We start from the raw sequence: 13,134 nt of genomic DNA, 5'->3' as shown, positions 1-13,134 counted from the left end.
TTCAGTTAAAGCAAAGAAGTTAGACGGGAGATCCACTGCCCGTAAACGTCCGATTGGTAAAGGCTAATAATCAGTGGGGTGAACAAAATTCCCCACTGATTAAAGTTTCACTTTATAATAAATAGTAACATACCGTATACATACAAAACATGATCGTGAAATGAAGAATAAATTAGTGGAAAGGAGTGCCAGCATGTTTCATACAGAACGTTTACAAATTCGCAAATATACAATGGATGATTTACAGTTCTACGCTTCACTATGGGGGAACGAGAAGGTAATGCGTTATATTGGAAATGGGACATTAAAAACATATATGCAGTGTAAAAAAAGTCTGGAGGAATGGGTGATTCCTAGCTATAAAAACGGTCTCGGTTTATTTGTATTGATTGAAAAGGAAACGGGAACAAGAATTGGTCATGCAGGGCTGGTAAAGCAGAAAATAGATGGAAAAGAGGAAATTGAAATTGGTTATTGGTTACTTCCTCAGTATTGGGGAAAAGGGTATGCAAAAGAAGCGGCGGCAGCATTTCGTGACTATGGTTTCCAAGCATTACGAATGAATAAATTAATTTCTCTTATTAATCCGAATCATCCTGCCTCAATATTTGTTGCTAGAAAAACTGGGCTCAGCTACGAGAAAACAACGTCATTTCATGGAATCGATGCTCTAGTTTATTCTATTAAGCGTGTTGGATGAAAAAATTACTTTTTTAAAGGTAAATTGCATTTTTTGAAGAATGGTATATGAAAATAAAGGGAGGGGTTACATGTACATTTATCATAATGGACTTATTATTCGTGAGGGAACGAGTAGTATACCAGCATATGCAATTAAAGCTTTATTTGAAGATGCCGGTTGGAGTAATGATAATATCCCTTCTTGGCAAATTGAAAAATTTACGATAGCATTCGAAAATTCAACATGGGCTTTCACAATTTGGGATGAGGAAGAGATGATTGCGATGGTTAGAGTCATTTCTGATGGAATTATGATTGCGAACATAGTAAATTTAGTTGTGAAGTGTGAATATAGAGGGAAGGGATTAGGTAAGAAGCTTGTAGCTCTTTGCCTGCAAAAACTTCCCCACGGTGATTGGTTTGCGCATACATCAGCGAACAATTTTGATTTTTATAGAAGCTGTGGATTTGAAGTTAGAGAGCTATCGAGAAATGGAACATGTGCGTATTATGGATACCAAGTCGCGAAAAGAGATGGTCACCGATAAATGAATGGAAAGTAAAAAAGTATAGCGAGGTAATTTTGAGACTTTTGATAATAGAGAATGGATTGAGGCTCGTTTTATGATAAAATAAAAGAAAATTCTGTTTATTATTAGGGGGATAAAAATGAGTGTAAAAGCTGGGGATGTATTTAAATATGAAAGAAGATTTACTGAGGAAGAAGTTTTTGAATTTGCAAATATTACCGGTGATAAAGGTAGACACCATGTGGAATACGATGAAAATGGAAGATTAATGGTTCATGGTTTATTGACTGCTAGCATTGGAACGAAAGTGGGAGAAGAGTTACATTACATAGCAAGAGAATTAGTAAGTGAGTTTATTAGACCAGTTTTCACAGGAGATACGATCACTTGTGAACTAACTTTAACAAATGTTGAGCAAATGGAAGGCTATAAAAAAGTTTCAATCGAGTCAGTTTATCGCAATCAGCATGAAAAGACTGTACTAGTTGGGACAAGTTATGGAATTATAAGGGGATAAAAAAGAAGCCTGTTTAACAGGCTTTTTTTTTTTTATTATTTAATAAACACGTTTTCGATTTTCCGCATAACTAGAGATGAGTAATAATGCAGTTTCTTCTCCTATATTACGAACAATATGAGGAACGCATGCATTCCATGAGAAAGAATCACCTTCTTCTACAATTGCAATATCTTCACCGTGCTGAACTTCTAGTTTTCCGCGTAATACAAGGTGACATTCTTCCCCTTCATGGGCATTTGGTGAGTTTTCTTTCGGGAATCCAGTAGGGATTTCTACTAAAGATAGGCGAAGGCCCCCTTGCTCCGCAACATGTTCAATTCTTTGCTCATCTTTGCCGTATACACTGTATTTCCGTTCTTCTTTTTTGACAATTTTTAATCGATCTTTTTGCTCTAACAATAAATAGGGAAGGGGAACGTTTAAAAAATTGGAGATCGTTTCTAAAGTTGAGATAGATGGTGATGTTTTATTATTTTCAACCTGACTCATAAATCCTTTAGAAAGACCTGTTCCCTCACAAATTTGTGCGATTGTTATGCCCCTACGTTGACGAATTTCACGTATTGCAGAACCAATATTCATAAAATCAAGCTCCTTTTTGTAAACAACTATTTGTATCATAGCAAAAAAAATATATTTTTTCCCAGTGAAAATGAATTGACGAATAAAAAAAATTAGTGTATGTTTTGTAATGTAAATAAAAGTTTTGTATAAGAAAACTATAAAGGAGAGAAAGAAATGAATCAACATATTGGTAACTTAATTATTCGTATCGTGTTAGGGGTAACATTCTTCATGCACGGTTTAACAAAATTCCAATCAGGAATTGACAATATTGCAGGGTGGTTTACAAGCATTGGTTTACCAGGAGGACTTGCATACGGTGTAGCAACATTTGAATTAGTTGGAGGCCTATTATTAATTCTAGGTTTAGGTGTAAGATATATTGGATTATTATTTGCGCTTGTTATGGTTGGAGCAATCGTAAAAGTGAAATGGTCAGCTGGTTTATTGGGAGATGGAAAAAATCCTGGTTTCGAATTAGAACTTGCATTATTAGCAATGGGTGCATATTTATTTGTTGCAAAAGCTGATGGTTTTGTAGATAATTTCTTAAAAGAAAAAATGTCAAAGAAGAACTAATTTAAATGGGGGGGCTAACAAGATGAGTTTTCAACTTCATCCCGATACAACACTTGATGTTGTTCATTTATACGTATCTAATGTAAAGAAATCACTAGAGTTTTATACGGAAGTACTAAGTATGAAGGTGCTAAAAGAAGAAGAAGCAGTCGTTACATTTGGGAATGAAAATGATGAACCACTTCTTATCATTGAAGAAAAGAAAGAAGCTTTTCCGAAACAAAGAGGAAGAACAGGGTTATATCATTACGCAATTTTATTACCAAGTAGGCAGGATTTAGCGAATGTTCTTCGTCATCTTGTAGAGATGGTATATCCACTACATGGCGGAGCCGATCATTACTTTAGTGAAGCTCTTTATTTAGCTGATCCAGATGGAAACGGGATTGAAATTTATCATGATCGACAAAAAGAAGTTTGGCGTGATGAGAATGGAGAACTCCCATTTGTTAGTAACCCGTTAGCTGGTGAAGAATTATTACAGCAAGGAAGTACATGGAATGGATTTCCAGCTGGTACTGTGATGGGGCATATTCATTTCCATGTAGCTGATTTAGAGGAAGCGAAACGTTTCTATGTTGATGGTCTTGGTTTTGAAGTAACGATCCCAGCTCGTAATGGAGCGTTGTTCGTATCAGCAGGTGGTTATCATCACCATATCGGTTTAAATACGTGGCAAGGTGAAGGGGTACCACCGCAAATGCCAGGTTCTGTTGGTTTAAAATATTTCACAATTGTACTAGCGGATGAAAAACAAAAAGAGCAAGTATGTGAAAGCTTAAAAAATATTGGCAAGATTGCTACGTACAAAGATGGAATATTACAAGTCGAGGATCCATTTGGACATTGTATCCATTTCAAAATAAAAGGAGAAGCCTAAAAAGGCTTCTCTTTTTTATTTTCTTATAATTGCGTTTTCGTTTTGTAAAAATAGTTCATCAAATTGTTTTGCAAGCTCAAAATCTAGTTTCGTTAAACCTTTTGCATTCCAAGATGACAAAGTAATAATAACTGCTTTATACTGGATAAGGATAAATGGATGGTGATTATGTTCTTCTGATAGTTTGGCGGCTTCAGAGACAAATTCGACTCCTTTTAAGTAGTCGGAAAACATATATTTTCGTTCAATCCATTTCTCATCTTTTACCATCCATTTATCTACCTTCAATAATTCCTCGTGAACTTCTTCTTCAGTTAATCTTAGCATCATTTTTCACATCCTTTACTGGAAGTAACGCAAGACCATTGTTAATAAGGCGTGTTACAGCTTCGTCAGTTGTGAAAGTAGAAAGTTGATGTAGTAATGCTGCAGATGTTTCATGCCCTTTGTTATGCTCTAAAAGTAACTCTAATACTTCAAGGCGCAGCAACCATTCTTTCGCATAAAATTTATTTAATACTTCTTGAATTGCTACTAATTGATCGATATGCGCTTCGTGTAAAATCCCCTCACTTCGAATATCTCGAACTGTTTGATACATACGTTCAAGTTCATTCAGTACAAGTGGAGCAGGAATTTCTTGAACTTCTTCATCCATTGGGAAAAATGCTGCTGCATCTGCGGCACCTGGGAATACTGAAGTGATTTGTGAGCCAACAGCCATATCAAATGCGCCCCATGAAGCATCAAATAAAACGCGGGCGTTATAAGTAACTGTGCAATCGATAAAGGAAATAAGAGCAATTTTCTTATCGTTTTTTACAATATCTGTTACTGTTCCTTTTACATGAATACCACTTGCAAAAGTAAACTCAGCGATAGTTCCAATTGTAATTCCTAATGATTGTAGTTGTTCGTCTGTACAATTTTCTAATGCAATATTTTCAGTGAGTAATCCAATTGGTGTTCCAAATCCGTCACTGTGTACAGAAGTAGAATGATTCGCTAACTGTTTATTATGAAGTGCTAATGCCGTTGGCGAATTTGTTCGCATGTAAATTAATTCACCTGCATCGTTTTCAATTGTCTCGCTAAATGTACCTGTAATTTGTAATCCGCTATTTAGCTCAGCTGTTGCATAGTTCTCAGAGCGAATTGCTTTTTCTAAACCTTCTTTTCCACCTGTTTTAAAGGCCATTGTTTTAGAAAATGTTTCAAGCGCATCTGTTAATTCTTCAAAGGACTTGCAAACGAATAGTTGTGGTTGCATTTTTGTTACGTCATAAGTTGTCCCTGTACATGCTTCGATAGAAAATGGAACTTTTTCTACAGCGTCTGTTAAGCAATGTTTGCTTTCGCCAACAGAAGAAAGGAGACCAGCACCATATATTTTTGGATCATCTATATTTCCAATCAATCCATATTCTACTGTCCACCAGAAAAGACGTGAAATTTGTTCAGCTTCTGATAAACCAGAAACTAAGTTTTGTTTTTCAATTACAGCATTTTCAGCAGCCTTAACTTCATCAGGAGTAGAAGTAGGGCTTTCTTTTACTATCGTTAATGTACGAACAGCTTCAAATGCATCATGTTCTTCTTTTGTAGAGAAAGCTTTTGCACCAATTTGCCCAAAACGTTTCACATATTTTGCATATGTAGGATCAAGTAAAATCGGTGCGTGTCCTGCGGCTTCGTGTACGATATCTGGCGCTGGTGTGTACTCGATATTTTCTACTTTCCGAATATCTGTTGCGATTGGTAGTAATCCGTGTCCTTGGAAATCGAAGAATGCTACGCCGGGAATAAGTCCGTCAATCGTTACAGCACCCCAGCCACTTGGTGCCAAACACTCATTCATTTCTTCTACTTTTGGAATTGAATCTATATTAATACCAGATGATTGTAGTCCGTTCACATAGGCTGGATGAGCAACGTCTTTTAAGAAGCTATGATTTTGTCTCATAATATAACGCCACACAGCGTGATTCACCGGTGTGTATTGATCATAATGTTGTGTGGATACGAATGGTTTTAAATGTGATGGAATTTCTGTTTTCTTTGTCATTTAGACATCCTCCTTTTTTTCAATAAAATTGAATATCGATTTCGTATAGCTTGTATCACCTCCTTTCATTTTTGTAAGCGCTTATAAAATTTTATCATAAGATTCGGAATTATTTAACATCTGTTTCTGTGAGAAATAGAAAAAGCCCCTATCGGAAAGTCCGATAGGGGCGAAAGAATCGCGGTACCACCCTATTTGTAAGTGAAAATATACTTACATCTCAATTAATGATAACGGAAAAATTCCGTCTTTTCCTTCATGCATAAAAGCACTACGAAAAAAAAGCTCCAGAATTGTAATTCATACTTATATATGTGCTAATTTCCACCGACCATTAGCTCTCTGTAACAGGGATATAAGATACTACTGCGATTCTTTCAACGCGTATATATGAAATTGTGTAAGAGGATGGACGCAAAAAAGTCCCTATCGGAAAATCCGATAGGGACGATAAAAATCGCGGTACCACCCTATTTGTAAACAACTAATTGTTTACCACTCACTTTACGATAACGGAAAGATCCGTCTTTCTCTTCATGCATAAAAAGCATTACGGGAAAGAAGCTCCAGAATTGTAATTCACGCTTGTATATGTACTGATTCGCACCAACCATCAGTTCTCTGAGACAGTGATATAAGTCGCTACTAGTATTCCTTCAAAGCCGATATATAATTCGTTCAACTAAACTATGTTTTGTATTATAAAACTATATTAAAAAAATTGTCAACAAAAATTTTTTATCCCGTGTTAATGAGCAGTAAAATTCCTACCTCAAAATTCGGTTGGAGTAAAGAAGTGAGAGGGGAGATTAACTGCCCGTAACTCCCGATTGGTGAAGGCTAATAATCAGTGGGGATGAACGAAATCTCCACTGATTAAAGTTTCACTTTATTTCACTTCTAAATTAACAGTTAAATTAGAGGTATTGCCAGCTGCATCAGTTGCTACAATGTGAATAGTATTTTTTCCTTCTTGTAATTGAGTACGATCGAAATAAATGTCATAGCTTTTCTCCCAAGGGTTCAGGAATGCCTGGTCCCATACACCATTTCCATTAATTTCATATTGCATTCTCACTGGAATACCAGGTGCTATCCAACCAGATTCTGACATCCAATCTAGTAGAATATCATCAACTTTTCCTTTAATTACGAGATTTTCTTGGTCAACTTCGTATGTTAACTTAGGTGCAGTTCGATCAAGAAATACAGCAGCTGTTTGTTTTGTTTCTCCGCCAGAATTAGAAGCAACTGCTTCGATTTGATATAGCCCGTCAGCTAAAGGAGTGCCATCGGCTTTTGTACCATTCCATTTGAAAGGTTTGTATCCAGGAGTTGCATTTTTAGCTTGATGGATAATCCCTTGATACGTTACACGTTCTTTCATAACTAAATTTGCATGCAATGTGACATCATCCACAGGCGCAACTAAATAGTAGTTGATGAGATTATCATCTAGTACGTGGTCGCCATTTGGGCTAAAAGTAGAATTAATAATTTCAAGTCCATCGATACGTTTATAATCTTTAGGATCGATACTAAATGTGAATGGAATTCGAATTTCTTCTTTTGCCCCTTGTTCTTTTACATATACATTTTCAGTATACACACCTTGTGGTAGTGAGCTATCTACAGTGATAGTAAATGGTTTTTCGGTACTACTATTCGGTTGAATGCTAATAGATGAAGGGACAGAAGCTTTTACTTTTGTGTTTGCATCTAGTAACTCCACACGAGTTGAAAAACTTTTCTTTTTACTAGAAAGGTTTTGTAATGTAACATTTTGCGTCAGTTTTACTTTTCCGCTATTTGGCTTAATAAGACCAAAGCTGACATTGTTAGGTTTTACTAATACATTTGTTTGAGCTGCTTTCGGAATGTTAATTAAACCTGATCCTTGTGCCATAACAGGGTATGTATTTTCATTGACATCATGTAATGTTTTTGCATTGTTAGCAAGAGCCGCTTTCAATTGTTCTGTCGTCCAATCAGGATGCATTTGACGCAAGAGGGCAACCGCTCCAGCTACTTGCGGAGCAGCCATACTTGTTCCGTTATGCGATTCATAGCCGCCTCGCGGTACTGTACTAGTAATTTGTACTCCAGGTGCAACAACATCAGGCTTTATTAGCCAACTTCCTTGTGATGGTCCTCTTGAACTAAAGTTACCGATAAGCTCTGTTTGCTTTGGTTGTCCAATTTTTATATTTTTCTTTCGTTTTGTAATTAAAGTTTTTAATTCTTCCCCATTTGTATTTGATAATTGCATTACTGGGACAGCTAGATGTTCACGTGAAAAATATTCCGGCATCATATTAATTTCTTTTTCGCTAGAGATTAATAACACACCAAGTGCCCCAGCTTGCTTCGCTTGTTCTGCTTTTACTAATGTACTAGAAGTACCTTGTAAAATAAGTGCGAATTTCCCTTTCACATCTTGTTTTGCATAATCACTTGGATTGCCATAACCAACGTATACAAGAGGGGAATCATTTCCTATTGGAAAATCGGATTTTGATAACGGTAACCCTTGATATGTTTTGCTGGAACCAGCTACTTGGAATGTTGGAAACGGGATAGAAACCGTAGATGCTCCAACAGAAATGACACTACTTGCGTTACCGGGAGCATCAACAGACCAAGGTTTTGGTCCGTCATTTCCATTTGAAACGACAGTAGTAACACCAAGTTTCGCTGCTCGTTCTAACGTTAATGTTACAGGCTGATCAGGTACATTTAAATCCTGCCCAAGGGAGAGGTTTAACACATCCGCACCATCTTGAATCGCTCGCTCAATCCCTTGGATAATATCATCTGTTGTACCAGTTCCACCGTCATTCATTACACGATAGGCTAGAATAGAAGCGTTTGGAGCAACGCCTTTAATTTTTCCGTTACCAGCAATAATTCCAGCTACATGAGTACCATGTACGTTACCATCCATTGGATCGCTATCTTCATCAACCGTGTCATATCCACCGATATAATTTGCCTTTAAGTCAGGGTGTGTATAGTCTACGCCAGAGTCGATAATGGCTACTTTCATGCCTTTTCCATCAAGCGGTTTGCCAGATGGATCTTTTAAATTCCACGCTTCAGGTGCACCAATTGTCGGTCCACCGATATTTGGTGCTTCTTCGTTAGTAGTACTTTTTGATGTTTCATGCAATTTATATGTTAAGTTCGGATAGACTGCTTTTACTTCAGGTAAAGAGGCAAGAGAGGTAATTTGATCTCCAGGAACTGAAATAGAGAATCCGGAAAATAACGTATTATACACTTCTTTAATTTTTGCACCAGGTGCTTTTTCTTTTATTTTCTTAGTCGTATCTTCTTGTGCTTTTTTGAGCTCAGCATGATAAGACTGCGCATTACTATTTTGTAAATCTGGAGCATGCTGAATATTACTTTGAGCAGCGAGAGGTGCATGTTGCAATTCTACAATTACTGATATTTCTTTTGTTGTTTTCGTTTCAACATTTTGAGCAATTTTATGTTCTCCCCACTGTTCAATCGTTGTTTTTAATTGTGGACTAAATTGCTTCTCCTTTTGTAGTGATTCAGCATGAGCGCTTAAAGCTCCAAAACTAGAAAAGACAAGCGCCATGCTTAATAGTGTAGATGTAGTTTTTTTCATTGATACTCCCCCTAATAAAAAGTGCCAATATTCAGAAATGTAATCTTACATTTTAGTTAGAACTTATACATATAAATGTTGGCTAAACTATACTTTCGACATAATTCATACCAATCCTCTATGAATTGAAAATTTCTTGGGGAATTTTTTCTGATTATGTCGAATCGATATTTTTCACATATTGTAGGAAGAAAGTGAGGAATGCTATGAGGGAAATGGAGTGATGGTATGAAAAGGCTAATAGTAAGTGGTAGTGTAGTGTTGTTTATGTTTTTATGTTCTATCGCTATTACTAGCGCAGAAAATAATAGTGTGAAAGTTGCTTTTATTCGTCATCATAACCTTTGGATTAAAGTTGATGGGAAAGAAAAACAACTTACAAAAGGAGAGAACATAACAGGGCCAAAGTGGTCACATGATGGAGAATGGCTGGCATATGTAAAAGGGGAGAAACAAAATATTCTTGAGTTATATCGGCTGAAAGATGGAAAGAAAGTTACGCCGTTTCACTCAGAAGCATCGAATTATCAATGGTCACCAACAGAAAATATAATTGCATTTATATTTACAGGTACATTAAATACATTTGATGTAGAAAAAAAGAATGCAGATTTTGAAAATGTATCGGCTGGTGTAGGGGATTATGCATGGTACCCCGATGGAAAGAACTTTCTTGTATCCTCTGAAGCGCACTTACTTCCAACAGGATGGACAGGGGCTCAGCTATATGAAGTGCAAAAAGATGCACATATGAATCCTCACAAAATGAAGCATTTGTATGCATTGCCAAATGAACACGATGATTTCCTAGCGCTAGTAGCAAGTGGCTTTAAGTGGTCACCAGATCAAAAGTGGATTTCATTTTTAGCAGTACCGACAGCTTCATGGTCAGCTGATAGTAATACGCTTTGCTTAGTTCGTGCAGACGGCAGTCGGTTTGAAAAAGTAGATCAAATGTTATTAAACGCACAATGGTTTCAATGGGCACCATCAAAAAATATATTAGCTTATATTGAAGGGAGCGGAAGAGTTGCATTAGAAAATAAACATTTAAAAGTAAAGGAATTGCCAGCACTTCAGCAGAACATATTTACGCCGAAAGGATATGTTGATTGGGATTTTGTATGGAAGAACGATAGAGTAATTATCGTTTCACGAGCAAAAGAGGCAGGGATAGAAACTCCACCAGAAAAAAGGCCACTACCATCTTTATATGAGGTCGATAGTACAAGTAATGCACAGCATCAAATCACAAAGAAAACGAACAAGCAAGGGGATTACCACCCGATCTTCATGAAGAAGAGTAATCAATTAATTTGGATACGTTCAGACCGTAAGAAAGCGGATGTATGGCTTGCTCATAAAGATCGGAAGCAGGAAAAGAAGTGGATTGAAAATATAGATGTACCAGCGTGGTATTATGAGAAATGGAATTGGGGAAATGTTATCTCGGTGAAAGAAGAATAAAAAAACTGCCTAAAAGATAATTTTAGGCACATTTTTTTATCCTTTTCGGCAAGAAGACTCCATGTGATTTGTGTTACGGGTGAAACCCAACAATTCAGATGGAGATGAATTGCTATCAGAAGGTAGGCCGAACTCTGTTGTTTCGCTCATAATAATGTTTGAGGGCGAATGTTTGTTTCTTTTTTTCTTACGATATCATGTAGATAAATAGGAAATAGATTGTAAGACAACGAAATTATATAATGATAATGATTATCATTCTGCTACTTGAGTGAAAAGGAATTACGATGAAGAACATGTACGCATGTTGTTTCATTTCGTTCCAAATATTGATTTGTCAAAAGTAATGAACTCTCTAAGAAAGGTGGTGAAAACAATGGCTAGAAAGAAGGCAGTGAAAGTATTACGGAAACAAAAGAAAAGAGAAACGATGCAACGATTCACGCAGAAACAGAATATCGGACGAGCTTGCCTGACTGCAAAAGAATTTCGTTTACTTCAGCGCATGTCGCATAGTTCAAAAGCACTGCGAAATGTTGGGTTGTACACGATAAAACAAAGTTATTTGAACGATAACAGGGTGGCTACTGTAAAAGAAGTGGACAATGCCATGCAGGCTGATATGAACTACTCGGGCGTTCAATCAAACTCTGTTCAAGCTATTCGTAGAGCCTTATTTACAGAAGTGAAGAGCTTTTTTAAAGCGTTGGAACAGTGGAAGAAACATCCTGATAAGTTCACAGGTCGCCCTAAGTTTCCAAATTATTCTTATTCCACTGACAAGCGAATCATTGAAATCTATCAAGTGCCAAAAGTGGATGAGAACGGGTATTGGATCATTCCGATGAATGTTGCATTTAGAAAAAAATTCGGTTCTATTAAGATACGTATGCCGAAAAATTTAAGAAATAAAAAAATCTCCTACATTGAGATTGTACCAAAGCAAAAAGGTCGGTTCTTTGAGGTGCATTATACATATGAAATGCACGTTTCTCAAATGAAGAAACAACCCATGACTACGAGTAACGCTTTAGGTTGCGATTTAGGTGTAGACAGATTAGTAAGTTGCGTGACCAATACAGGTGATGCCTTCTTAATTGATGGAAAAAAACTTAAATCCATAAATCAATACTTCAACAAAATGATATGTAACCTCCAGCAGAAAAATGTGGAAAATGGACTTTCAAAACGAATTGTAACGAACAAAATCGCTGCACTTTGGCATAAACGAGAACGACAAATATATGGTTACATTGCACAAACGGTAGGCTTGTTGTTCAAAAAAGTGAAAGAATTCGATATAGATACGATTGTTGTAGGGTATAACGCTGGTTGGAAACAGAAATCTCATATGGGGAAAAAGAATAATCAAAAGTTTGTTCAAATCCCATTTCAAAAATTGATTGCTGCGATTGAGAATAAATGTGTAAAAGAAGGCATCCGATTTTTCAAACAAGAAGAAAGCTATACTTCAAAAGCTAGTTTTCTTGATAAGGATCCGGTTCCAGTTTGGTCTAAGGATGATAGGACGCAGTATCGCTTTAGCGGCAAACGAATTACTCGTGGTATGTATCAAAGTAAAGCAGGAACATGTATTCATGCTGATATGAATGGTGCGCTGAATACATTGAAAAAATCAGGAGTTATAGAATTGGATGACAATCTGAAAGTAAAAACGCCGATTCTATTAGAAGTGCAAAAACGTAAGGCTGTTGCTTCACGCATAGCTTAGTGGGTGCGTCAACCATCCATGTGTACGCGACTTGTCGGGGCTTGTAGCACACGCCGGGATTCATCTGAGTGGTGGCTTCTTCCACACGGGAGAATTGCTCTTTTTCGAAAGGGTGGTGCAAGTGGGAAAACAATCGTTCGTTGCCAGTACCAACCAAAAACATACTTGGGGTGTTACCATAAGGTGGCATGAATGCTAGAGCGTCAAACTGTCTAGCGATAGACGAAAAGACCTAGCGTTCGAACTCAAGCCCCCACTGAAAGGCTTTATCTCAGTGGGGGTAGTTGACTGTTATTTATGTGTTTTATTTGGCTTTTTTTTCGCTGGGTTTCCGTTCCCTTGGCGCTTTCTATTTTGTTCATCTTTTGCTTGTTTTTCATGTAGTGTATCTAAAAATTCATTCGAGTTACTCATGTTTATATCTCTCCTTTCATTTTGTCATGATTACTATAACCATTTAGGAGGATAATCATGAGTTA

Annotated in this window: 12 protein-coding genes and 2 other annotated features; of the genes, 7 read left to right on the top strand and 5 right to left on the bottom strand. The window is 36.8% G+C overall.

Annotation, left to right across the window (positions count from 1 at the left end; all coding sequences use genetic code 11):
• Window positions 1-160 precede the first annotated feature (160 nt).
• The 3 genes from ACTFN4_RS04265 (at window position 161) to ACTFN4_RS04255 (ending at window position 1,728) form a co-directional block, all read left to right on the top strand.
• Window positions 161-700 carry a GNAT family N-acetyltransferase gene (locus ACTFN4_RS04265; protein WP_004408018.1) on the top strand — a complete coding sequence of 180 codons (540 nt, stop codon included), beginning with the start codon at window positions 161-163 and terminating at the stop codon, window positions 698-700.
• A gap of 70 nt (window positions 701-770) precedes the next feature.
• On the top strand, window positions 771-1,229 hold the full coding sequence (locus ACTFN4_RS04260) for a GNAT family N-acetyltransferase (RefSeq protein WP_098391023.1): 459 nt from the start codon (window positions 771-773) through the stop codon (window positions 1,227-1,229).
• Window positions 1,230-1,350: 121 nt separating this feature from the next.
• Window positions 1,351-1,728 carry a MaoC/PaaZ C-terminal domain-containing protein gene (locus ACTFN4_RS04255; RefSeq protein ID WP_000111564.1) on the top strand — a complete coding sequence of 126 codons (378 nt, stop codon included), beginning with the start codon at window positions 1,351-1,353 and terminating at the stop codon, window positions 1,726-1,728.
• A gap of 39 nt (window positions 1,729-1,767) precedes the next feature.
• Here ACTFN4_RS04255 and ACTFN4_RS04250 read toward each other — a convergent pair whose 3' ends face one another.
• The gene (locus ACTFN4_RS04250) at window positions 1,768-2,313 is read right to left on the bottom strand and encodes a helix-turn-helix domain-containing protein (protein ID WP_001020693.1); all 546 of its coding nucleotides are present in this window, start codon (window positions 2,311-2,313) and stop codon (window positions 1,768-1,770) included.
• 156 nt (window positions 2,314-2,469) lie between these two features.
• Between ACTFN4_RS04250 and ACTFN4_RS04245 the strand changes: the two genes are divergently transcribed.
• Together ACTFN4_RS04245 and ACTFN4_RS04240 are read left to right on the top strand one after the other, a co-directional pair.
• A complete protein-coding gene (locus ACTFN4_RS04245) occupies window positions 2,470-2,874 on the top strand; it encodes a DoxX family protein (protein ID WP_001071553.1) in 405 nt (134 codons plus the stop codon).
• A 22-nt stretch (window positions 2,875-2,896) separates the two neighbouring features.
• A complete protein-coding gene (locus tag ACTFN4_RS04240) occupies window positions 2,897-3,754 on the top strand; it encodes a VOC family protein (RefSeq protein WP_000009840.1) in 858 nt (285 codons plus the stop codon).
• A gap of 15 nt (window positions 3,755-3,769) precedes the next feature.
• Here the strand turns inward: ACTFN4_RS04240 and ACTFN4_RS04235 are convergent, their stop codons facing one another.
• From ACTFN4_RS04235 to ACTFN4_RS04225, 3 genes are all read right to left on the bottom strand, one after another.
• Window positions 3,770-4,084: a 4a-hydroxytetrahydrobiopterin dehydratase gene (locus ACTFN4_RS04235; RefSeq protein WP_000979538.1), complete on the bottom strand. Its 315-nt coding sequence runs from the start codon at window positions 4,082-4,084 to the stop codon at window positions 3,770-3,772.
• Window positions 4,065-5,819 carry an aromatic amino acid hydroxylase gene (locus ACTFN4_RS04230; RefSeq protein ID WP_000163213.1) on the bottom strand — a complete coding sequence of 585 codons (1,755 nt, stop codon included), beginning with the start codon at window positions 5,817-5,819 and terminating at the stop codon, window positions 4,065-4,067. The genes ACTFN4_RS04235 and ACTFN4_RS04230 overlap by 20 nt, the downstream gene beginning before the upstream one ends.
• A gap of 162 nt (window positions 5,820-5,981) precedes the next feature.
• Window positions 5,982-6,209 (bottom strand) — a binding site (T-box leader).
• Window positions 6,210-6,259: 50 nt separating this feature from the next.
• Window positions 6,260-6,488 (bottom strand) — a binding site (T-box leader).
• Between the two features lie 220 nt (window positions 6,489-6,708).
• Window positions 6,709-9,456, bottom strand: a complete 2,748-nt coding sequence (locus ACTFN4_RS04225) for a S8 family peptidase (RefSeq protein ID WP_439962093.1) — start codon at window positions 9,454-9,456, stop codon at window positions 6,709-6,711.
• Between the two features lie 228 nt (window positions 9,457-9,684).
• Between ACTFN4_RS04225 and ACTFN4_RS04220 the strand changes: the two genes are divergently transcribed.
• Both ACTFN4_RS04220 and ACTFN4_RS04215 read left to right on the top strand, forming a co-directional pair.
• Window positions 9,685-10,923 (top strand): TolB family protein, encoded by a 1,239-nt coding sequence (locus ACTFN4_RS04220; RefSeq protein WP_439962092.1) that lies wholly within the window; start codon window positions 9,685-9,687, stop codon window positions 10,921-10,923.
• 376 nt (window positions 10,924-11,299) lie between these two features.
• The gene (locus ACTFN4_RS04215) at window positions 11,300-12,655 is read left to right on the top strand and encodes an RNA-guided endonuclease TnpB family protein (RefSeq protein ID WP_063537498.1); all 1,356 of its coding nucleotides are present in this window, start codon (window positions 11,300-11,302) and stop codon (window positions 12,653-12,655) included.
• Between the two features lie 291 nt (window positions 12,656-12,946).
• On the opposite strand, the gene ACTFN4_RS04210 is transcribed toward ACTFN4_RS04215, so the two are convergent.
• Entirely contained in the window at window positions 12,947-13,069 is a 123-nt protein-coding gene (locus ACTFN4_RS04210; RefSeq protein WP_000071866.1) for a DUF4023 domain-containing protein, read from the bottom strand.
• Window positions 13,070-13,134 lie beyond the last annotated feature (65 nt).

Source organism: Bacillus cereus group sp. MYBK95-2, assembly GCF_051915225.1.
GTDB classification, from domain to species: Bacteria; Bacillota; Bacilli; order Bacillales; family Bacillaceae_G; genus Bacillus_A; species Bacillus_A cereus.
This window is presented reverse-complemented; position numbering and strand designations above follow the sequence as displayed.